Source organism: Streptomyces diversicolor (genome assembly GCF_057537855.1).
Genome location: NZ_BAAJXA010000041.1, coordinates 58,061 through 79,731, shown reverse-complemented (window position 1 = coordinate 79,731; position 21,671 = coordinate 58,061). Strand labels below are relative to the sequence as shown.

The 21,671-nt window shown below is 72.4% G+C and carries 18 protein-coding genes; 12 read left to right on the top strand and 6 right to left on the bottom strand.

Going from position 1 to position 21,671, the window contains the following annotated elements:
• The first annotated feature begins 470 nt into the window (after nucleotides 1–470).
• Nucleotides 471–1,628, top strand: coding sequence for a magnesium and cobalt transport protein CorA (locus AC27LF_RS35890; RefSeq protein ID WP_479660424.1), 1,158 nt, complete (start codon nucleotides 471–473; stop codon nucleotides 1,626–1,628).
• A 129-nt stretch (nucleotides 1,629–1,757) separates the two neighbouring features.
• Here the strand turns inward: AC27LF_RS35890 and AC27LF_RS35885 are convergent, their stop codons facing one another.
• Nucleotides 1,758–2,303, bottom strand: a complete 546-nt coding sequence (locus tag AC27LF_RS35885) for an ATP-binding cassette domain-containing protein (RefSeq protein WP_479660425.1) — start codon at nucleotides 2,301–2,303, stop codon at nucleotides 1,758–1,760.
• Nucleotides 2,304–2,663: 360 nt separating this feature from the next.
• Nucleotides 2,664–3,764 (bottom strand): LUD domain-containing protein, encoded by a 1,101-nt coding sequence (locus AC27LF_RS35880; protein ID WP_479660426.1) that lies wholly within the window; start codon nucleotides 3,762–3,764, stop codon nucleotides 2,664–2,666.
• A gap of 150 nt (nucleotides 3,765–3,914) precedes the next feature.
• Between AC27LF_RS35880 and sigJ the strand changes: the two genes are divergently transcribed.
• The gene (gene sigJ, locus AC27LF_RS35875; RefSeq protein ID WP_479660427.1) at nucleotides 3,915–4,943 is read left to right on the top strand and encodes an RNA polymerase sigma factor SigJ; all 1,029 of its coding nucleotides are present in this window, start codon (nucleotides 3,915–3,917) and stop codon (nucleotides 4,941–4,943) included.
• Nucleotides 4,944–5,051: 108 nt separating this feature from the next.
• On the opposite strand, the gene AC27LF_RS35870 is transcribed toward sigJ, so the two are convergent.
• Complete coding sequence (locus tag AC27LF_RS35870) at nucleotides 5,052–6,011, bottom strand: NADP-dependent oxidoreductase (RefSeq protein ID WP_479660428.1); 960 nt, start codon at nucleotides 6,009–6,011, stop codon at nucleotides 5,052–5,054.
• A gap of 151 nt (nucleotides 6,012–6,162) precedes the next feature.
• Here AC27LF_RS35870 and AC27LF_RS35865 point away from each other — a divergent pair, with 151 nt between their 5' ends.
• Nucleotides 6,163–7,086 carry a LysR family transcriptional regulator gene (locus tag AC27LF_RS35865; RefSeq protein WP_479660429.1) on the top strand — a complete coding sequence of 308 codons (924 nt, stop codon included), beginning with the start codon at nucleotides 6,163–6,165 and terminating at the stop codon, nucleotides 7,084–7,086.
• Here the strand turns inward: AC27LF_RS35865 and AC27LF_RS35860 are convergent.
• A complete protein-coding gene (locus tag AC27LF_RS35860) occupies nucleotides 7,075–8,007 on the bottom strand; it encodes a LysR family transcriptional regulator (RefSeq protein WP_479660430.1) in 933 nt (310 codons plus the stop codon). The genes AC27LF_RS35865 and AC27LF_RS35860 overlap by 12 nt on opposite strands.
• Nucleotides 8,008–8,131: 124 nt before the next feature.
• Between AC27LF_RS35860 and AC27LF_RS35855 the strand changes: the two genes are divergently transcribed.
• Together AC27LF_RS35855 and AC27LF_RS35850 are read left to right on the top strand one after the other, a co-directional pair.
• Entirely contained in the window at nucleotides 8,132–9,454 is a 1,323-nt protein-coding gene (locus tag AC27LF_RS35855) for an aspartate aminotransferase family protein (protein WP_479660431.1), read from the top strand.
• A gap of 21 nt (nucleotides 9,455–9,475) precedes the next feature.
• The gene (locus AC27LF_RS35850; RefSeq protein WP_479660432.1) at nucleotides 9,476–11,047 is read left to right on the top strand and encodes an APC family permease; all 1,572 of its coding nucleotides are present in this window, start codon (nucleotides 9,476–9,478) and stop codon (nucleotides 11,045–11,047) included.
• Nucleotides 11,048–11,703: 656 nt separating this feature from the next.
• Here AC27LF_RS35850 and AC27LF_RS35845 read toward each other — a convergent pair.
• Nucleotides 11,704–11,931 carry a hypothetical protein gene (locus AC27LF_RS35845; protein WP_479660433.1) on the bottom strand — a complete coding sequence of 76 codons (228 nt, stop codon included), beginning with the start codon at nucleotides 11,929–11,931 and terminating at the stop codon, nucleotides 11,704–11,706.
• A 153-nt stretch (nucleotides 11,932–12,084) separates the two neighbouring features.
• Nucleotides 12,085–12,846 carry a DeoR/GlpR family DNA-binding transcription regulator gene (locus AC27LF_RS35840; protein WP_479660434.1) on the bottom strand — a complete coding sequence of 254 codons (762 nt, stop codon included), beginning with the start codon at nucleotides 12,844–12,846 and terminating at the stop codon, nucleotides 12,085–12,087.
• 288 nt (nucleotides 12,847–13,134) lie between these two features.
• Here AC27LF_RS35840 and AC27LF_RS35835 point away from each other — a divergent pair, with 288 nt between their 5' ends.
• The 7 genes from AC27LF_RS35835 to AC27LF_RS35805 all read left to right on the top strand — a co-directional run bounded on the left by AC27LF_RS35835 (nucleotide 13,135) and on the right by AC27LF_RS35805 (nucleotide 21,526).
• Nucleotides 13,135–13,950 carry an endo alpha-1,4 polygalactosaminidase gene (locus AC27LF_RS35835; protein WP_479660435.1) on the top strand — a complete coding sequence of 272 codons (816 nt, stop codon included), beginning with the start codon at nucleotides 13,135–13,137 and terminating at the stop codon, nucleotides 13,948–13,950.
• Between the two features lie 204 nt (nucleotides 13,951–14,154).
• Entirely contained in the window at nucleotides 14,155–15,492 is a 1,338-nt protein-coding gene (locus AC27LF_RS35830; protein WP_479660436.1) for an ABC transporter substrate-binding protein, read from the top strand.
• A 10-nt stretch (nucleotides 15,493–15,502) separates the two neighbouring features.
• A complete protein-coding gene (locus AC27LF_RS35825) occupies nucleotides 15,503–16,513 on the top strand; it encodes a carbohydrate ABC transporter permease (RefSeq protein WP_479660437.1) in 1,011 nt (336 codons plus the stop codon).
• Entirely contained in the window at nucleotides 16,510–17,403 is an 894-nt protein-coding gene (locus tag AC27LF_RS35820) for a carbohydrate ABC transporter permease (protein ID WP_479660438.1), read from the top strand. The genes AC27LF_RS35825 and AC27LF_RS35820 overlap by 4 nt, the downstream gene beginning before the upstream one ends.
• Nucleotides 17,404–17,848: 445 nt before the next feature.
• Nucleotides 17,849–18,814, top strand: coding sequence for a carbohydrate kinase family protein (locus AC27LF_RS35815; RefSeq protein ID WP_479660439.1), 966 nt, complete (start codon nucleotides 17,849–17,851; stop codon nucleotides 18,812–18,814).
• Nucleotides 18,814–20,142: an alpha-glucosidase/alpha-galactosidase gene (melA, locus tag AC27LF_RS35810; protein ID WP_479660440.1), complete on the top strand. Its 1,329-nt coding sequence runs from the start codon at nucleotides 18,814–18,816 to the stop codon at nucleotides 20,140–20,142. Before AC27LF_RS35815 ends, melA begins: the two co-directional genes overlap by 1 nt.
• Before the next feature lie 82 nt (nucleotides 20,143–20,224).
• Nucleotides 20,225–21,526, top strand: coding sequence for a Gfo/Idh/MocA family protein (locus AC27LF_RS35805; protein ID WP_479660441.1), 1,302 nt, complete (start codon nucleotides 20,225–20,227; stop codon nucleotides 21,524–21,526).
• Nucleotides 21,527–21,671 lie beyond the last annotated feature (145 nt).

Genomic DNA, 21,671 nt, shown 5'->3' with positions numbered 1-21,671 from the left:
GCCTCCACGAGCGGCCCGCAACGCCCCCCTATCCATCTGCCCGCGTCCCCGCGTCCGCTCCATCCGCCCGCGGCGCCTGCCCGCTTCGCCCGTCCTGCGGTGCGGGTGCCGACGGCCTCGCGCGGCCGTCCGGCGGCGCACGGCGGCCCCCTGTTCCAACGGGCGGCCTCGCAAGACCGTGGCGACCGCGCTCGGCAACGTGGTCGGCTCGTATCTGCTCGTGGTGGCCGTTGCCACCTGAGCGCTCCGCTGGGAGTGCCGCGACGTGCCGTGTATCGCCTGCGGCTCCGTTGCGGCTGGTCGCGCCGTTCCCCGCGCCGTCGTTTCGCGGTCGCGTTCGCAAGGGGGCTCCTTACGTGGCTCGGGGTGGCTTCCCGGCGTGAGGGCTGGGCGGGCGGCGTTCTGCGGTCTGTTTGCCCCGTATATCCTGCTCCAGGACCATCACCTCGGCTCGACGAGAGGCTGCCGCGATGCCCGAGCGACGCGCCCGCCCCGCCTCCAGGACCGCGCGCTCCGGTCGGCGCCGCGCCCTGCCCCCGCGGCAGCCGCCGGCCGCCGAACCCGCCGCGAGCACGGCGGGGCCGGCCCCCGCGGAGCCGGCCGAACCGGCCGGCGTGGTCGAGGCGGCCCTGTACCGCGACGGGGTACGTGTCTCCTCGCCGGCCACGCTCGCCCAGACCTACCGCGAGCTGCGCGAGCAGCCGTCCGGCATGGCGTGGATCGGCCTCGCCCGGCCCACCGCGGACGAACTCCTTTCCTTAGCCGAGGAGTTCGACCTGCATCCGCTCGCCGTCGAGGACGCGATGGAGGCACACCAGCGGCCGAAGCTGGAACGGTACGGCGACACCCTGTTCGTCGTCCTGCGCGCCGCCCGCTATCTCGACGCGCCCGAGGAGGTCGACTTCGGCGAGCTGCATGTGTTCGTCGGCCAGGACTTCGTCATCACGGTCCGGCACGGCGCGGCCCCCGACCTCTCGGCGGTCCGCGCCCGCATGGAGGACTCCCCCGACCTGCTGAAGCTGGGCCCGGAGGCGGTCCTGTACGCGATACTCGACGCGGTCGTCGACGGGTACGCGCCCGTCGTGTCGGGCGTGCAGAACGACATCGACGAGATCGAGACCGAGGTGTTCCGCGGTGATCCCGAGGTCTCCCGCCGTATCTACGAACTCTCCCGCGAAATGGTCGAGTTCCAGCGCGCCACCCGCCCTCTGGTCGGCATGCTGCACGGCCTCATCGCCGGCTTCGCCAAGTACGAGACACACGAGGAACTGCAGCGCTACCTCCGGGACGTCGCCGACCACGTCACCCACACCAGCGAACGCGTCGACGGCTTCCGTCAGGCGCTCACCGAAATCCTCACGGTCAACGCGACCCTCGTCACCCAGCAACAGAACGCGGAGATGCGGGCGTTGGCGGAAGCGGGCTTCGAACAGAACGAGGAGATCAAGAAGATCTCGTCGTGGGCGGCCATCCTGTTCGCTCCGACGCTGGTCGGCACGATCTACGGGATGAACTTCACCCACATGCCGGAGCTGCACTGGGTGCTCGGATACCCCTTCGCGATCGTCCTGATGGGGGTCGTGTGCGCCAGTCTGTACGTCGTCTTCAAGCGACGGGACTGGCTGTGAGCAATCAGCCACACGGTTCCTGGCCGTCCGGTGCGGGGGACGTGAGCCGGGCCCGCTGCCGGCGGATCCAACAGGCTCAGGGTGGGTCGCCCGGACCGAGCCCCGGGGTTGTGCCGGCCGCGCCTTCGGTCAGCCGGCTTCGGCCGGCGCGCAAGGCGAGTGGGTGCTGGACGGAGTCGGCGGGCGCGGGCCAGACCGTGATGGCTTCGGGCGGCAGGTGAAGGCGGCAGTGCCGGGCACGGTGATACGGGCGTCGTCGACGTCGAGGGTGTGGGGGCAGGTGAGGCGACCGGTGTGCAGGTAGCGGATGCCGAGCAGCCGAGCGACCTCCGGGGTGGCGGGGTGGGAGAAAACCGTGCGCTGGTCCCCGGCCTGAAGGAGCCGGCCGTGGGCGAGGATGAGTATGTCGTCGGAGAGGAGGGCCGCGTCCTGCGGGTCGTGGGTGACGATCACGGTGGTCGCGGCGGTGCCTTGCTGGAGGCGGCGCAGTTCCCACCGCAGTTCGTCGCGGACGAGGGTGTCCAGGCCGGTGAACGGCTCGTCGAGCAGGAGGAGGCGACGGTCGCGGGCCAGGTCGCGGGCGAGGGCGACGCGTCGGCGCCGGCCACCGGAGAGCTGGTGGGCCGTGCCCTCCGCCACCGGTCGCCGCCAGTCGGCCTGCTGTACCGCCGGCACTGCCGCAGCCGGCGACCAGGGCCGCGGCCGCTGCCAGCGCACCCAGCGCCTGCACCCGCGTCCGCGTCCGATGACGAATGGAGCCAGTCATATGCATGTGCGTTCACCCACCCTTCCGCCCACCGGGGACCACGCAGACTGCCCGTGACTCCTGGGGCGGATACCGCGGAGGGCGTCGAGGCCGATCCGGTGGGGCGTACGGCAATGGGCGCGGCCGTGCCGGGGTTGATCGCCGTGGGAAGGGCTCTGACCAGGGCCGGGGTACGACAAGCTCGCGGTCCGCTACGAAGTCACCGTCCAGATCGACGCCATCAATGACCGGCTCTGAGCCCGTGAGCCAAACACACCCCCGGGGCCGGGTCAGTATCCGATGGCCTCTCGGAGAAGCAGCACGGTGCCGCGCCCTGGGCGGGGTTCCGCGTTGAGGATGAGGAGGCGGTTGACGGCGCTGGGCATCCCGTACACCGCCTGGGCGCGGGCGTTCTCCAGCGGAAGGGCGTGCTCCTCGACGCGGCGCAGGGCCGTGCTCAGGTCAGGCACCACCTTCTGCGCGCCGACGATCCAGACCGCGTGGGCGGCACCGCCCGCATTGGCGGGGAGTTGGCTCCCGCTGCCCGATGCAAGAACGAGCGAGCCGGTCTCGGTGACCGCGGCGACACTGTTGATGACGAATTCGGGGCCGGCGACCAGCCTTCGGATCTCGTCAGCGCCGGTGGCACGGTCGATGGCCAGGATGCGCGGCCTGATGGCGTCGTACTGGCCGCCGGCGTTGATGTCCTCGTCGATGCCGGACAGCCGGAGGGTCTCGCTGGCTCCGGTGAGCACGCCGGCGCCCTCGGGGACCAGGTCCTTGACGCGGGTACGCGCTTCTGCGGCGTCGTCGAGGATCTCGGCGGCGAAGCCGTTGGCCCTCAGTGCGGCGGCTACCCGCTCCAGTCGTTCGGCCGTTGCCGGGGCGGTGAAGGATGCGGACGGAGCCGGGGTGGCCGTGGCTGCTGCCGGTTCGGTCCCGGAGCCCTGCGCCGCGTGGGGCGCCGTGCCCGCCAGCGGGGAGGTGTCGAGATACCTGACCTCGTACACCCGCTCGGCGAACTTCCAGCCCTCTGCGGTGCGCTGGTAACGGTCGTGGTAGACGGCGTAGTTCAGACCCTGGCGTCCGTCGAGGGCGCGCGCGAGTTCCTGGATGTAGGCGCGGCCGGTCGCGGTGTCGCCGTCGAGCAGGATCGTGCCGGGGTGAGTGTTCTGCACGAAGAAGTCCCACTGGCTCTGCAGCCGCTCGCCTCCGGCACGGATCTCCTCGCGGCCGATCTGCTCGACGGGGATGTTGGGCATGCGCAGGACACCGTCCGGTGTGAACAGCGACGCCAGGCGGGTCCGGTCGCGCATCATCGCCGCGTCGGTGAACTCGCCGCGCAGTGCCTCGATCTCGACGCGGTCCGCGATGGCCCGGAAGTCGTTCATCAAAGTCGCCTCTCCGTCTTGTTGTCGTCCTCGCCGTTACGACAACGCGGCCCTTCGGAATGTGAGGCGGCGCCCCGGCCTCACACTCCGGTGCGCTGTCTTGTCGTCACGGGTAGAGGCACAGAATCGAGCGAGGGAGACGGCCAGACCATGACCACCAGAGCCGAGCCGCGCGACGATCAGAGCGATCCGGGCCTCACCGCGATCATGAGCGAGCGGCGCCGGCTGATCAACCTCGGCTACCGACTCCTCGGTTCCCTTGCCGAGGCCGAGGACGTCGTGCAGGAGACCTACGCCCGCTGGTACGCCATGTCCGCGCGGGAGCGGCAGGCCATCGAGTCGCCCGGCGCCTGGCTGATGACGGTCGCCAGCCGGATCTGCCTGAATCTGCTCGGCTCGGCGCGGGCCAGGCGTGAGACGTACGTGGGCAACTGGATCCCGGAACCGCTGCCCGAACCCACGGAGTGGGTCACCGGGAGTTCCGGCGTCGGCGGGATCGACCCGGCTGACTGGGTCACCCTCGACGAGTCGGTGACGATGGCCTTCCTGGTCGTCCTGGATTCGATGACGCCGGCCGAGCGCGTCGCGTTCGTGCTGCACGACGTCTTCCGCTACCCCTTCGGCGAGGTCGCCGAGATCGTCGGCCGCACTCCGGCTGCCTGCCGTCAACTGGCCTCGTCCGCCCGCCGTCGCATCCGCACCGCACAGAGCCCGGCGGGCCCGAAGTCCGGGCAAGCCCGCATTGTCAGGCAGTTCAGAACGGCGTGGGAGGCCCAGGACATCGACGCCCTGATCAGCCTGCTCGACCCCGACGCCACCGCGACCGCCGACGGTGGCGGGCTGGCCGTCACCCACCTGCACCCGATCGTGGGCGGTGTGCAGATCGCACGTGCCTACGCCGAGATCGCCCGTGTGTCGGGCGACCGCACGACGTTCCTGGAGTGCACGGTCAACGGCCTGCCCGGCTTGGTGGCGCAGCAGGACGGCGACATCGCGACCGTATTCGGGTTCGAGATCGCGGGCGACCGGATCAGACATGTCTGGGCGGTGCGAAACCCCGAGAAACTCCGTCCCTGGCGGATGCAGGCAGCCTGTCCGGCGAGTCGCCGGGGGCGGTCGCCGGTCCGGCCCCGATTGCCGGATCAGCAGGCTCGCCGCGAGCAGTCCAGACGCTTGTGATGCCCGCGTGACGTCGACGAACGGAGAGGATCGGCCACGTAACACGGCGCGAATCTGAAACACGCTGAAAGCTGTGAGCACCGGGCCGGCGGGCGGGGCGCGGGGCTGTCAGGTCAGGTGCAGCACCGTCTTGCCGCGCAGTCCTGCGGGGGTGATGGCGCCCGTGAGGGCGCGCGGGGCCTGTGTCAGGGGGAGGAGCGAACCGATGACCGGCTGGACCGTGCCCGCGGTGACCAGCTCGGCGATGCCGGCGAGCCGTTCGGGCTTGCGGTCGAGACGGTAGTTCGCGGTGCGGATCCGCTCCTGGGCGAGAAGGTGCTCGTCCAGGCCGAAGGCGGTCGAGAAGAAGGCACCCCCGTCGCGTACCGCGCCTGCCACCCGGGCGTTGGCGAAGCGGTCGCCGACGGCGTCGAGGACGGCGTCGACGCCGTCGGGTGCGAGCCTGCGCAGCACCCGGTCGACCGGCTCCTCGCCGCGGACGGCGATATCGGCCGCGCCCAGCTTCCGCAGGTCGTCGACGAGCCGGGCGGACGCCGTCGCGATGACCCGGATCCCCTGGGCCGCGGCGATCTGGACGGCGTAGGTGCCGACCCCGCCCGTCGCGCCGAGGACGAGCAGGGTGCCGTGGTGCGGTACCCGCATGTGGTCGATCGCGCCGAGCGCGGTCATGCCCGCGGTCGGCACCGCGGCGGCCACATGGCTGGGCAGGCCGTCCGGGACGGCGGCCAGCGCGCCGAGCGCGGGAGCGGCCTGGACGACGGCGACCTCGGCGAAGGTGCCGAACTGGAGCGGCTGGCTCCAGAACTGGCCGAAGACGCGGTCGCCGACGGCGAATTCGGTGACGCCGTCACCGGTCGCGGTCACGGTGCCCGCGCCGTCCATGCCGAGGGTGAGCGGGAACCGGTACTCGCCGAGGGCGGCCAGAGAGCCGGAGGCGATGGCCGTGTCCAGCGGGTTGACCGACGCGGCCTCGATGCTGACCCGCACCTGGCCGGGGCCCGGCTCGGGCACGGGCCGCGTCGTGAGCCTCGGGGTCGCCCCGAACCGCTCGATGGTGACTGCGCGCATGAGCTTTCTCCGTTCTGCCCGGCCTCGGAGCCGTTCCGTACGTTGCCCGCCCCAGCATGGTCCGCGGCCGCACCCGGCGGAATGATCAATCAAGCAGCGATGAGGAACATGAGGGCATCAATCGCGTTGCCGGCCGGGACATAATGACCCCATGGCGGTGGAGTCCCGTACCTTGCGCTACTTCGTCGCGGTGGCCGAGGAGCGCAGCTTCACGCGTGCCGCGCAGCGGCTCGGCATCGCCGGCCCCGCGCTGTCCCGCGCGATCCAGGCGCTCGAAGCGGACCTCGGTGTGCGCCTGTTCGAGCGGACCACGCGCAGGGTGGAGGTGACGGAGCCCGGGGCGGTGCTGCTGGCCGGTGCGCGGCCCGCGCTCGAAGCCCTCGACGCGGCGGTCCGGCGCACCGTGCGGGCGGCGGCGCCGGACGGCAGGCTGCTGCTCGCCGTCAAGGCCGACGCCGACGGGGGACTGCTGGAGGACATCCTCGCCGCGGTGTCCGCCGAGCCCGATGCCGAACCCGTGGCGGTGCGCCTGTGCGGCTGGGGCGAGCACATCGGGCTGCTGCGTTCGGGCGAGGCCGACGCGGCGCTGATGTTCGCGCCCCGTGACCGGGCCGGGATCGACACGGATGTCGTCGCGGTCGAACCGCACGTGGCCGCGCTGCCGGCCCGGCACGCCCTGGCCGGCTCCCGCCGGGTACGGCTGGCAGACCTGGGCGTCGGTTCCGACGAGGTCGACGACCAGGCGGAGCACGCCATCGACGCGCATGGGGCCCACGACCTCGCGCAGTTGCTCACCCTCGTCGGTCTCGGCGAGGCGACCACCGTCGTGCCCCGCTCGGTCGCCGCCGCCTATCCCCGGCCGGCCGTGGCCTACGTTCCGATCGAGGACTGCCCACCGGCCACGCTCGTCATCGCCTGGCCCGAGAACTCGCGCAGCCGGGCCGTGGCCGCGCTGGTACGCGCGGCGACCGCCGTCGCCTCCGCGCGCGGCATGGACGGCGCCGGCGCCCCCGACCCGCATGCGGCGCGGCCCCGACGGCCGGGGCGTAGCGCCGTACGCGGGTCAGGGTGGTGATTGTGGTGCGCCGGGCCGGGCCGCCCGCGTGGCGCCGGCCACCCGCTGGGCCAGCTGGGCGAAGTGGCGTGCGGCCGGCAGGGGGTCGGGGGGCAGCACCACGGCGACGTCGCACCAGGCGATGTCGGTGATGACGGGAAACGCCAGGCCGGGGCGCGTGTAGAAGCGGGCCGCGGTGGCCGGCGTGATGGAGATGCCGCGCCCGGAGGCCACGGCCTGGAGTTCCGCCTCGAAGGTGGCCGCTTCGTGGACCACCGGCGGTGCGCCGCCGCCGCGGTGGTCGAGCAGGAGCCAGTAGTCACGCCAGGTCCCGCTGCCGGGCGCGGCGACGATCGGCTGGTCGAGGAGGTCCGCGACGCTCACCTCGGTGCGCGCGGCGAGCGGGTGCAGGTCGGCGACGCAGGCCACCCGGGGTTCGCTGCGCAGGACGTGCAGTCGGGATCCGGGCGGCAGGTCGACCGGCGGGCGCAGCACGGCCACGTCGGTCGCGCCGGTGTCCAGGCCCGCCTCCGGAGAGCGGAAGTCGTACTCCTCGACATCAAGGGTGACGTCCGGGTACATCTCGCGGAAGGCCCGCAGGATCGCGGGCATGTGATCGATGGCGGAGCCGATGAGGTGGCCCACGCGCACCCGTCCGACCAGACCGGAGGCGATCCGCTCGGCCTGACGCATCGCCCCGTCGAAGCGCTCCAGTACGGCCCTGGCCTCGGCGAGGAACGTCTGCCCGTTCGGTGTGAGTGCCACAGAACGGGTCGAGCGCGCCAGCAGCCGGAAGCCCAACGCGTCCTCCAACTGGCGCACGGTCTGGCTCAACGTGGGCTGGGACAGGTGCAGTTGGGCGGCGGCGCGGTTGAAGTGCAGCTCCGTGGCCACCGTTACGAAGGCCCGAAGATGCCGCAACTCAACATTCATCGACCGCATCAATGAATTCTATGGAATTTGCTATTTCTCTTCCAGCCCCCGCCGGCCCTAGCTTCTTTCCACAGGCGGCCGCCTCTGCCCTGGTCAACGCCCGCAGAAACGCCCACAGAAAGGGGCACCCCTCATGGATGTCCGTGCCGCATCGCTCTCGGACGCGACCCTCGCCCGCGGCCGCCACGCACTTCTGCACCAGTCCCCCCAGGCCGGCGACGAGATGCTGACCCTGGTCAAGGCCCGCGGTTCGCTGGTCTGGGACATCGACGGCCGCGAATACCTCGACTGCACCGCCCAGGCGTGGTCGAACAATCTCGGCGCGAACGACCCCCGGGTCGTGGAGGCGGCGGTGGAGCAGCTGCGCCGTATCACCCATGCGAGGCCCACCTTCCACACGCCGGCCCTGCTGGAGCTCGCCGACCTGCTCGTCGGCATCGCCCCCGACGGGCTCGGACAGGTCGGTTTCACCCTGCACGGCTCGATGGCCGTGGAGATGGCGCTCAAGCTGGCCCTGCGCAACCGGCCCGGAGCGCAGCACGTCCTGACCCTGCAGGACGGCTACCACGGCCGCTCGCTGTCCACGATGGCCGCCAGCTGGCCGCACCCGGACAACGTCTTCGGCCCGCTCCAGCCCCGCTTCACCCGCGTCCCGCACCCCGACACCTATCGGCCCCGGCCCGGCCTCGACCCCGAGCAGGACGCCGAGCTGTGCCTGCACCTGCTGCGGGACACCATCCGCAAGGGCGTGGACGGCAAGGTCGCCGCCCTCGTCTACGAACCCGTCCAGGGCAACGGCGGGCACATCGAGTTCCCCGCCGCCTGGCACGCCGGGCTGCGCCGGATCTGCGACGAGGAGGGCATCCTGCTGATCCTCGACGAGGTCCAGACGGGCCTCGGCCGCACCGGCAGCATGTGGGCCGCCCAGCACTACGGCATCCGGCCGGACATCCTCGTCTTCGGCAAGGGCGTCGGCGGCGGCTTCCCGCTGGCGGGCGTCCTCGCCCACCGTGACCTGGAGCGCTTCGAACCCGGCGACGACCAGCTCACCTTCGGCCAGTTCCCGGTCGCCGTCGCCGCGGGTCTGGCCGCCGTACGCGCCATCATCGAGGACCGGCTCCCCGAGCGGGCCGCCGAGCACGGCGCGTACGCCACCGGGCGGCTGCTGGAGATGCAGCGCCGCCACCCGCTGATCGGCGACGTACGCTGTCCCGGGCTGATGGTGTCCGTCGAACTGGTCACCGACCGGGCCACCAAGGAACCCGCCACGAAGGAAGCGCACCAGGTCTATCTGCGCGGCCTGGACCACGGCGTCATCTTCGGCGAGAGCCGCTACGCCGGCCTCGGCAACCTCATCAAGATCAAGCCGCCGCTCGACATCACCCGTGAACAGCTCTCGCACGCCCTCGACGTGCTGGACACCGTCCTGACCGAGATCGAGAGCGGTCAGGACTAGCGGAAGGAAGGTGCGCCTGCCATGGACACGAAACCAGCGGCCTCCGGCCCCCCGCACCTCGGCGCCACCGCCCCGGCGGCCCCGGTCCCCGACGACGACAGCGACGACCTGAGCGCGCTGGGCTACCAGCAAAAGCTACGGCGCGGCATCGGCGGCTTCACCTCGTTCGCGCTGGCCTTCTCGATGGTGTCGATCAACACCGGCATTGTCACCCTCTTCGGCGATCCCTTCCACCGGGTCGGCGGCGTGGCCATCCTGCTGTGGCTCGCGGTCATCCCGCTGGTCTTCACCCTCGTCCTGGTCTACGCCCATCTGGCCGGCCGGATCCCGCTCACCGGCTACGCCTACCAGTGGTCCAGCCGGCTGGTCGGCCCGCACTTCGGCTGGTTCACCGGCTGGATCGCCCTCATGTCCTTCGTCGCCGGCACCGCGGCCACCGCGGCGGCCGTCGGCACCGTCTTCGCCCCCGAGATCTGGGACCACCCGAGCCGCGGACAGGTGCAGGCGCTGAGCATCGGCGTGACCCTCGTGGTCTGTCTGCTCAATGTGTTCGGCGTCCGCATCGCGGGCCTCGTCAACAACGTCGGCGCCTCCGTCGAACTGGTCGGAACCGTGCTGCTGGCGCTCGTGCTGGCCGCCGGCGCGCTCTTCGCCTTCCGCCACACCCAGGGCCCGGCCGTCCTCACCGACACCACCCCGGTCGGCGGCGGCTCCATCACGCTCACCGGCGTCGCCCTCGCCGCACTGCTGCCGGTGTACGTCCTGCTCGGCTGGGAGGGCGCGGCGGACCTGGCGGAGGAGACCACCGATCCGCGCCGGACCACTCCCCGGGCGATGATCCGCGCCGTCGCCGTGTCCGGCGCCATGGGGCTGGTCGTCTTCGCGCTCCTCGCCATCGACCTGCCCACCGCACCGGCCGCCTTCCTCGGCGGGTCCGGCAATCCCGTGCTGCGTCTCGTCGGTGCGCAGGTCGGCAGCGCCGCCCGTGCGGTGATGACGGTCGTGGCCTTCGCCTCGCTGTTCGCCTGCCTCATCGCGAACATGGCCGTCGCCACCCGTATGGTCTTCGCGCTCGGCCGGGACAAGATGCTGCCCGGCTCCACACCGCTGGCATCCGTCGGGCGGCGCACCGGCGCCCCTGTCGCGGCGATCCTCGTCATCACCGCCCTGGCGGTCGTCCTCAACCTGCTCAACGCCGGTCTGGTCGAGAAGATCTTCGCGATGGTGGGGCTCACCTATTACTGCACCTACGCGCTCACCCTGATCGCCACGGCGATCGCTCACCGCAAGGGCCGCATTCCGCCGGCTCCCGAAGGCGTCTTCGGCCTCGGGCGCCGGCTGTGGCCGACCCTCGTCCTCGGTCTCCTCTGGTGCGCGACCGTCATCGTCGTCCTCACCGTCCCCGCGGAGAACAACCAGACCGCCCTGACCGTCGTCGTGGGCGCGGGTCTCGGCTTCGTCTGGTGGCTGCTCGTCCTGCGCCGGCGCATCGACGCCGGCCAGGCCGGGCCGCCCGCGGCGGCGGCGCCGTCGACGCCCGACGCACTGATCCCGGATCAGGTCCCGGCGGACTCCCCCCGCCCGCCCGTCTGATCCACCGGCGCGTCAGCCCCAGCGCGGGGCGGACGCGCCGGCGCACGGCTCTCACACGGTGTCACCTGTTCGCCCACTACGGCGGGAAGCCCGACGTCGCGTTCGGGGGGCGGAGCGGGGATCAGGGACATGGCGAGGCCGATGCTGACGGCGTACACGGTCCGGGTGGTGCGGGCCACGCACGTAGCCTTCCGGCCCCCGCCGCCCGGGCGATCCGGGGACGGCGGATGCCGTGGGCCTCGCGGCCGCCGGGGAGTCCTGTGCGCGTCCCTCGCCGTGGATCAACGTGTGGAAGGCCGGCATCGACAAGTGGGGCGCAGGTGTCGCGCGGGTGTCGGTGGGTCAGGGGCGGCGGGCGGATGAGGGGGCGTGTTGTTGCCCTCGGTGGGGCGGGGCCGGGGCTGCGCATGGGTGCGACACGCTCGTCGGGCGGTCGGAGGAAGGCGGGCGATGGGTGCGGGACAAGGCAGCGACAGCGAAGGGCGCGAGGCCGCCGAGGCCGGGACGGTCGAGCAGCCGAACCTGCTCGCGCCGGCGGATGTGCCGGCGCTGTCGGTGCGGCTCTGGGTGCTGGTGGTGGCCACGGTCGTACTGGCGGGACTCGCGGGTGCCGCCCTGATGGTGCTGCTGCGCACGGCGGCCCACCTCACCTGTTCCTACCGGTCGGGGAGTTTCCTGGCCGCGGTCGAGCGGGCCGGTGCCGCCCGCCGGGTGGTGGCCCTGGCCGCCGCCGCGGCGCTGGCCGGGATCGGCTGGTGGCTGCTGCGGCGCTGGACCGGGCCCGGTGGCTCGGAGGTGAGCACGGCGCTGTGGCGCGACGAGGGACACCCGCCGCTGCGGCGCGGCCCGGGCACCGCGGCGCTGTCCGTGGTGATCGTCGGCATGGGGCCTCCCTGGGGCGGGAGGCGGCGCCACGGCCGGCCGGCGCGGCACTGGCCTCCCGGCTGTCCGGCTGACCCCGCATCGACACCGCGCACCGCCGGCTGCCGGCGGCCTGCGGCGCCGGTGCCGGCATGGCGGCGGCCTGTGCCGGGCGGTTACTCGGCCGTCGTGACGGTGACTCCCGTGTCGGCGATGGCGGACAGCGCGTCCGCGGGGGCGCCCTTGCTGGTGACCAGGTGGTCGATGTCCGTGACCGGGCAGATCTTCGCGAAGGTGACCTTGCCGATCTTCGAGTGGTCCGCCAGGACGACGGTCCGGCTGCTGCTGTCGGCGAAGGCCCGGTCGGTCGCGGCCTCCAACTGGTCGTGCGTCGTGCAGCCGTGCGCGGTGCTGATGCCGTCGACGCCCAGGAACGTGATGTCCGTGTGGTGGTCGGCGAGGGTCTTCTCCGCTATGGGGCCGACGAGTTCGTAGCTCTTGGTGCGCGCGTAGCCGCCGACGACGACCAGGGTGACGTCCTGGTGCTGGACCATCTCGGCGGCGATGTTGACGGCGTTGGTCACGATGGTGAGCGGACCGCGCGCGGCGAGCACGCGCGCGACCTCGGTGACGGTGGTGCCGCCGGTCATCCCGACGACCGCGCCCACGGGCACCAGCTCGGCCGCGGCACGGGCGATGGCCTGCTTCTCCGACCGCCAGTGCTCCGTACGGTGCTCGACCGGCAGCTCCAGCGCGGAGCTGCCGAGGACCGCCCCGCCATGGGTCCGGCGCAACAGGTTCCGGCCGCTGAGGTGTTGCAGATCGCGCCGGACGGTGGCGCCTGAGACGTTCAGCAGCCGGGACAGCTCGGTGACGTCGATGGCGCCGCGCGCTGAGACATGCTCAAGAATGCGCGCATGTCGCTCGGATTTCAGCATGGATCGAGCATAGACCCGGAGCCGCCCCGGGCGGCCCGGGCTTTTCGTCGGCGACCGCCCGCCGAAGTCTTTGCCCATTTGAACAAGATGCGCAAGTTCGATCTGTTGACATGACGATTGCTGCTCGGTTTACTCCATGCAACGCCAAAAATGAGCACCTGGCGCCAGAGGTACGCCCAGCCGGTAGCACGGTGCACACGCCGTAAGTCCGGACACAGTCGCCAGGACGACCGCCTGACAGCGGGGCGTCCGAGGCGGGGACGTACCCCCCATCATCTGGAGCTCGTGATGCCCTTCAACTCCCGTGCCCGGACCCGAGGGTTCACCGCGGCGGCGGTGGCCTCGGCCGCGGCCGTCGCCGGTCCCCTGCTGCTCGCCCCGCCCGCCGACGCCGTCCAGGCGGTGGCGCCGCCCCCGGCGCACGCCGACTTCGACTACCAGATCGGCTCGCCCTACCCGCCGCCGCCCGGAGTGCGGGTGGTCAGCCGCGACCACACCGCCACCCCCGCGGCCGGGCTCTACACCGTCTGTTACGTCAACGCCTTCCAGGCCCAGCCGGGCGCCGAGAGCGAATGGGGCGACCTGCTGCTGCGGGACGCACGCGGCAACGTCGTCTACGACGAGGACTGGGGGGAGGCCATGCTGGACATCCGCACGGACGCCAAACGCAAACAGATCGCCGCCAAGGTCGACGCGTGGATCGACAGCTGCGCGAGCAAGGGCTTCAACGCCGTCGAGCCGGACAATCTGGACACCTTCGACCGCACGAGCCTGATCAGCGAGGCGAACGCGAAGGCGTACGTCAGGCTGCTCTCCGACCACGCCCACGCCAAGGGCCTGGCCATCGCGCAGAAGAACACCCCGGGTTTCTCCACGGACCGCGCGAGCACCGGACTCGACTTCGCCGTCGCCGAGGAGTGCGGCCAGTGGGACGAGTGCGGTGACTACACCGAGGGCTTCGGCGACAACGTCATCGTGATCGAGTATCAGGACAAGGCGTTCACGAAGACGTGCGCCGAGTTCGGCGACCGGCTCAGCGTCGTCCTGCGCGATGTGAACGTCAGCGCACCGGGCGACCGCGGATACGTCCGCAAGACCTGCTGAGCGGGCCGCCCGCCGAAAGACCGGCGTCCCGGCCACCGGGTCCCCCGCCCGGGGCCGGGACCGCCGCCCGCTCCCCCTCCTCAGGGGAGCGCGCACCGTGCGCCCGCCGCACCGTGCACCGCCCGTCCACACCACCTGCCGTGCCGGAACGCGCCGCGCGTGACGCGCCTCCCGCACCGCGTACTCATTGGGGGCTTCTGCCACATGACCGCAGCACAACAACCCACCGGGACCGGTCGGGGACCGACGCGCCGCACCGTCCTGCGCCGGGCCTCGGCTCTCGCGCTGGGCGCAGCGGCGGCTCCGCTGGCCGGTTGCGGCACACCGGGGGACGACGGCGTAGGGGCCGACGGGCGGGTCACGGTCGGGTTGTGGCACGGGCAGACGGACACCGGCCGCAAGACGATCGAGCGGCTGGTGTCCGAGTTCAACCGGACCCACCCCGGCATCAGGGTCGACGCCGGCGGCGGCGTGCTCGCCGACGCGATGCTGCAGAAGATCACCGCCGCGCTCGCGTCCGGCTCCTTCCCCGACGTCGCCTACGTCTTCGGCTCCGACCTGGCCAGCGTCGCGCGCAGCCCCTCGGTGGTGGACCTGACGGACACGGTCCGCTCAGGACCCGTGCCCTGGAAGGACTTCTGGGCGCCCGCGCGCGAGGCCGTCACCCTCAACGGGCGGGTGCGCGCGGCGCCCGCGCTGCTCGACTCGCTCGCCGTGGTCTGCAACAAGAAGACCTTCCGGGACGCCGGAGTGCCGCTGCCCCGGGAGGGCTGGACGTGGCAGGAGTTCGTGGACACGGCCGACCGCCTCACCGACCGGCGGCGAGGCGTCTTCGGCACCGGCTGGCCCGGCGTCGGCGACGAGGACACCGTGTGGCGGCTGTGGCCGATGGTGTGGGATCTCGGCGGCGACGTCGTCGGCGAGGGCGGGCGCCGGATCGGGTTCGCGGACGCCGGCGTCAAGGCGCTGGAGACGGTCGCGGAGCTGGCCCGGGCCAAGAGCGTCTACGTCGATCCCAAGCCGGGCAGCGAGCAGATGTACCAGGTCTTCCTCTCCGGCCGGATGGGCATGGTCGTCACCGGGCCCTGGCAGCTGCCCGACGTGCAGCAGGCCGGCATCGACTACCACGTGGTGCCGCTGCCCAGCTACAGCGGCCGGCCCGTCACCATCTCCGGACCGGACACCTGGACCGTGTTCGACAACGGTCCGGCCCGGGTGCGGGCGGCCCGCACGTTCGTGTCCTGGCTGTCCCGCCCCGCACAGGACGTGCGCTGGGACATCCAGGCCGGCAGCCTCCCGCTGAGCCGCAGCACCCAGGCCCTTGCGGCGTGGCGGAAGCAGGAGTCACGCACCGAGGGGCTGCGGGTGTTCACCCGGGCCCTGGACTCGGCCCGGGTGCGCCCCGTGCACCCCGCCTATCCACAGATCTCGCAGGCCCTCGGACAGGCCATCAGCGCCGTGCTGCTCGGCCGGAGTTCGCCCGCCGCGGCCATGCGCGACTGCGCCGAAGAGGCCAACGCCGCCCTGCTCATTCCGCGTTGAGAGGAACACCATGCCCCGCCTGCCCACTCCCCTCACCCTCGCGGACACGGACACCGGCCGAGGCCGGCGCACCGCCGGCCGCCGACGCCCCCAAGCGGCGTCGGGCGCCCCGCGCCGCCGCGGTCCGAGCCGGGAGACCACGACCGCCTGGGCGTTCGTCTCCCCGTCGGTCCTGGTCATCCTCGGGCTGAGCGTCGTACCCGTGGCCTGGTCGCTGCTGCTGTCCTTCCAGGCCGACGACCTCGTCACGCCCAGCCGCTGGGTCGGCCTCGACAACTACCGGGCCCTCGCGCAGGACCCGCACTTCAGCCAGGCGGTGCGCAACACCCTGCTGTACACGGTGCTCTACGTCCCGCTGAGCATCGGCCTTGGACTGGCGCTGGCGCTCGCCCTGAACCAGCGGATCCGGCTGGTGGGCCTGTACCGCACGCTCATCTTCGTGCCGTTCGTCGTCTCGGCGACGGCGCAGGGTGTGCTGTTCTCCTTCATCCTCGACCCGGAGTTCGGCGCGGCCAACTCCCTCCTGGACAAGCTCGGCGTCTCACCGCAGGGCTTCCTCACCGACCCCGGACAGGCCCTGCTCGCCCTGGTGGCGATCTCGCTGTGGAGCGGCACCGGGTTCTGTGTGGTGGTCACGCTCGCCGCGCTCCAGGACGTGCCGGTCTCCCTGGTCGAGGCGGCCCGCCTCGACGGCGCGGGACGCTGGCATCTGCTGCGCCATGTCACCCTGCCCGCGCTCGCCCCGGTGCTCAGCTTCCTCACGGTGTGGCAGACCATCAACGCCCTGCAGGTCTTCGACCTGGTGTACGTGACGACCAAGGGCGGCCCGCTGGGCTCGACCACCGTCATCGTCTACTTCATCTGGGAACAGGCCTTCAAGAACTTCACGGCCGGCTACGGCGCCGCAGCCGCCTACGCCCTGGCGCTCGTCCTGCTCGTCCTCGGCGCACTCCCCCGGGTGGTGCGGGCCGTACGGAACCGCGCCCGCGCGCACCACCACCTCGAAGGAGCCGCACGATGACGGCCGCATCACCCTCGCACTCCGCCCTGCACTCCGCTTCCGCGAGCCCCGCCGCCGCGCGGCCCGAGCGCCGTCTCAGGCTGCCGTTCCGGGCCTGGCATCTGCTGCTCGCGCCGCTGTCGCTGCTGTTCGCGATGCCGCTGATCTGGCTCGTGCTCAGCTCCGTCATGAGCGACGCGGAGATCAACCGCTTCCCGCCCGCGCTGTGGCCGTCGGGCATCGACCTGGGCGGCTACCGGTACGTCCTCGGCAACGCCATGTTCCCGCGCTGGTTCGCCAACTCGCTGATCGTGTCGCTGGTGGCGGTGGCGTCCAACGTGCTGCTGGGGTCGCTCGGCGGGTACGCGTTCGCCCGGATGCGGTTCGCCGGTTCCCGGGTGCTGCTCGCGCTGATGCTGGGCACGATGGTGATCCCGTTCCAGCTGACGATGATCCCGACGTTCCTGGTGATGAAGCGGCTGGGGCTTATCGACACCCTGGGCGCGCTGATCGTGCCGTCGCTGGTCACGCCGTTCGCGGTGTTTCTGCTGCGCCAGTTCTTCCTGTCCCTGCCCAGGGAGTTGGAGGAGGCCGCGTGGCTGGACGGCTGCTCGCGGCTGCGGGTGCTCTTCCGCATCGTGCTGCCGCTGTCGCGGCCCGCGCTGAGCACGGTGGCGGTGCTGACGTTCCTCACCACGTGGAACGACCTGTCCTGGCCGCTGATCGCCATCAACCACGACACCCAGTACACGCTGCAACTGGGTCTGACGACCTTCCAGGGGCAGCACCACACCAAGTGGTCGGCGGTCATGGCGGGCAACGTCATCACCGTCCTGCCGGTCCTGCTCGCGTTCCTGTTCGCCCAGAAGTCGTTCATCCAGTCGATCACATCCAGCGGCCTGAAGGGCTGACCCGAACCCGCCCTGTACCGGCGGCCCCTACGCCCGAACGCACGGCCCCCCGCCCGGCCGCGGGCACCGACACCCGCGCCCACGACCGGAGGCACAGCACCCCGCACCGAAACGCGAGCCACCCGCACACGCACGCGCGACCAGCGGCACGGCGACCCCCACCGGCACAGAGCCACCGACACCCGCCCCGCCAACGGGACACACAAGAACCCACCCGACCCACGCCCGCACCCGACCACCCCCACCGCCACCGAACCCGAACCCGAACCCGAACCCGAACCCACGATGACCGGCCCGGCTCGCGCCACCGCGCGAGCCACCCCGCACCCGCGACCGGCGGCACGGCGAACCGGCCGGCCCACGCCCGCACACGAACCACCCGCACCCCGACCCCGGACACCCGCACGCGCGCCCGCGTTCGGACCCGTATCTCACAGGAAGCCGTATGCCGCACTCCTTCGACCTGCTCGTCATCGGGGACGCCAATCCCGATGTCGTTCTCGGCCCGCTCGACAGCCCGCTCTCCTTCGGACAGCACGAGCACCTTGTCGGCACCGGGCTGCTCACTCTCGGCGGCTCGGCCGCGATCATGGCGTGCGGGGCCGCCCGGCTCGGACTGACGGTCGCCTTCGCCGGACGCGTCGGGGACGACGAAGCGGGCCGCTTCATGCGGACCGCGCTCAAGGAACGGGGCGTGGACACCACCGCGCTGCGCGTCGACCCCGAACTGCCCACCCCGCTCACGGCGGTCCTCACCCGGCCGGACGGCGACCGTGCGATCGTCACCTCGCCCGGCACCCTCGCCGCCACCGGCCCCAAGGACGTACCCGAGTCCCTGCTCACCGGGAGCCGGCACGTCCACGCCGCCTCCTACTTCCTGCTCCCCCGGCTCGCCGCCGCGCTGCCCGGCCTGTTCGCCACGGCCCGCGCGCACGGCGCCACCACCTCCCTCGACACCAACGACGACCCCGCGGGCACCTGGGACCCGGACGGTGTGGCCGCCGTGCTCGCCGTCACCGACTTCCTGCTGCCCAACGCGCAGGAGGCACTGGCCCTGGCCGCCGCCGGCGGCACACCCGCCGACACCCCCGCCACGGCCGCCGCCGCGCTCGCGGCGCGCGGTCCGCTCGTGGCCGTCAAGAACGGCGCGGACGGCGCGCTCGCCCACGACGGCCGCACCCTGCTCGGCACGCCGGGCACACCCGCCCGGCCGCTGGACACGGTCGGCGCCGGAGACAGCTTCGACGCGGGCTTCGTCGCCGCGCACCTGCGCGGCCTGCCCACCGCCGACGCCCTTCACCTCGCCGCGGCCTGCGGCGCCCTGTCGACCCGGGCGCACGGGGGTACCGGCGCCCAGGCCACCTGGGACGAAGCCCTGGCCGTACTCGCTCGGAACGGAAAGAACCTCTGATGACCCTCACCGCCCCGAAGATCGCGTTCATCGGCGCCGGCAGCGTCGTATTCACCCAGGGCCTGCTCGCCGACCTGCTGGCCTTCCCCGAACTGCAAGGCGCGCACATCGCGTTGCACGACATCGACGCCGAACGGCTCGCCACCGCCGAGGGCGCCGCACAGCAGATCGCGGACCGCCTCACCGGCGGCGGCCCGACCCGGCCGCGGGTCACCGCGCACGCCGAGCGCCGCGCCACCCTCGCGGACGCCGACTTCGTGATCAACATCGTCCAGGTGGGGATGCGCGCCGCCACCCGCACCGACTTCGACGTCCCCGCCCGCTACGGGCTGCGGCAGACCATCGGCGACACCCTCGGCGTGGGCGGCATCTTCCGCGCGCTGCGCACCTTCCCGGTGCTGAAGTCGCTGGCCGAGGACATCGCCGAGGTCTGCCCCGACGCCTGGCTGCTCAACTACACCAATCCGATGGCCATGAACATCCAGTACCTGACCCAGGCCACCGGCCTGACCCGGGTGGTCGGCCTGTGCCACTCGGTGTACTGGACCGTCCACGACCTGGCCGAGCTGCTCGGCGTCCCGCACCAGGAGGTCACCTACCGCGCCGCCGGCGTCAACCACCAGGCATGGGTGCTGCGCCTGGAGCACCAGGGCGACGACCTGTACCCGCGGCTGGACAAGCTGATCGCAAACGACCCGGAACTGCGCCGCCGGGTCCGCGTCGACATGTACCGGCGGCTCGGCTACTACCCGACGGAGACCAGCGAGCACTCCTCCGAGTACGTCCCCTGGTATCTGCACCACGACAGCGAGGTGGAGCGGCTGCGGCTGCCGATCGGGGCCTACCTCGGCATCGTCGACGAGAACATCGCGGCCTACGAGCAGACCCGCGACGCGCTCGCCGAGGGCACACCGCTCACGGTGGAGGGCACCATGGAGTACGCCCCGCAGATCATCCACAGCATCACCACGGGCACCCCGCGCACGGTGTACGGCAACGTCCCCAACCGCGGACTCATCGACAACCTCCCCGCCACCGGGACCGTCGAGGTGCCCTGCCTCGTCGACGGCCTGGGCGTCCAGCCCACCCGGGTGGGCGCGCTGCCCGCCCAGTGCGCGGCGCTCAACCGCGCCTATCTCAGCATGAACGACCTGGTGGTGCGGGCCGCGCTGGAGGACGACCCGCGGTCGATCCGGCAGGCCGCCATGGCGGACCCGGCGACCTCCGCCGCCCTGCCGGTCGAGCGCATCTGGGACCTGTGCGACGACATGGTCCGCGCCCACGCGGATCTGCTCCAGCCCGGGCTGCGCGCCACCCTCGGACACTGATCGGCCGGGGCAGCCACCCTGCCCCGGCCGATCGGCCCCCAACTGCCCGGCCCCCGCCCCCACTTTTCGAGGAGGTACTTCCATGGCCCAGGTGACGCTGGCTCTCATCGGTGCCGGTCTGCGCGGCATGACCTACGCCCGGCACGCGATGGCCACCGGGTCCGCGCGCGTCACCGCCGTCGCCGAACCGGACCCGCGGCGGCGGGCCCGCGCGGCGGCCGAGTTCGGCATCCCGCCGGACCGTACGTATCCCGACTGGCGCGCGGCCGTGCGGGACGGACGGCTCGCCGACGCCTGCATCGTCGCCACCCAGGACCGCGAGCACACGGAACCGGCGGTCGCGCTCGCCGACCTCGGCCACCACATCCTGCTGGAGAAGCCCATGGCGACCGGCGAGGCGGAGGCCACGGCGATCGCGGAGGCCGCGCGGCGAGGCGGCGTCCTGCTGGCCGTGTGCCATGTGCTGCGGTACACCCCCTACACCCGCTTCCTCAAGCGGCTGCTGGACGACGGCCGGATCGGGGACGTCGTCAGCGTCCAGCACCTGGAACCGGTCGGCTGGTGGCACCAGGCGCACTCGTTCGTACGCGGCAACTGGCGCCGGCAGGACACCTCGGCCCCGATGCTGCTCACCAAGTCGTGCCACGACATCGACTGGCTTGTCCACCTGTTCGGGCAGCTACCGCGGCGGGTGAGTTCCTTCGGCAGCCTGACGCACTTCCGTCCCGAGGCCGCTCCGGCGGGAGCCGCGGCGCGCTGCGTCGACTGCGCGGTGGAGTCCACCTGCCCGTACTCGGCCGAGCGGCTGTACCTGAGCTGCCTGGGCGATCCGGAGCGGGAGTTCTGGCCGCTGTCGGCCGTGACCGACGACCACACCGAGGCGGGGGTGCGCGAGGCGCTGCGCACCGGGCCGTACGGGCGGTGTGTGTACGCGTGCGACAACGACGTCGTCGACCACCAGGTGGTCACCATGGAGTTCGCCTCCGGGGCCACCTGCTCCTTCACCATGAGCGCCTTCACCCCCATGGAACAGCGCCGCACCCGGATCCTCGGGACGCACGGCTTCCTGGACGGCGACGGGGAGACGCTGCGGCTGGTCGACTTCCGCGACGGCTCCGAGCAGGTGGTCGGCCCGCACACCGACGAACCCGAGCCGGCCGCCGGGGCCTCGGCGCAGGCGGGGCCGAGCGCGCGGGACGGGCACGGCGGCGGGGACGAGGCGCTGACCGAGGCGTTCCTGGCCGCCGTGGCGACCGGCGACGCCTCGCTGCTGCTGTCCGACGCGGCGCAGAGCCTGGCCACCCACCAGGTGGTGTGGGCGGCGGAACGAGCCCGCACCACCGGCACCGTCGTCGAACTCCCGGCGGCGCTCGGCGCGGCATGAGGGGGATGACGGCCACGCGCGGGCTCCGCGCCGTGGTCCCGCGGGGCGGGGCGTCAGGAGGGTGCCAATAACCGGGGGCAGGGGTGGTCCGGAGCCGGTGGGCGGGGGTGTGATGGAGGCGGTTCGCGTGGAGGTTCGCCGGCCG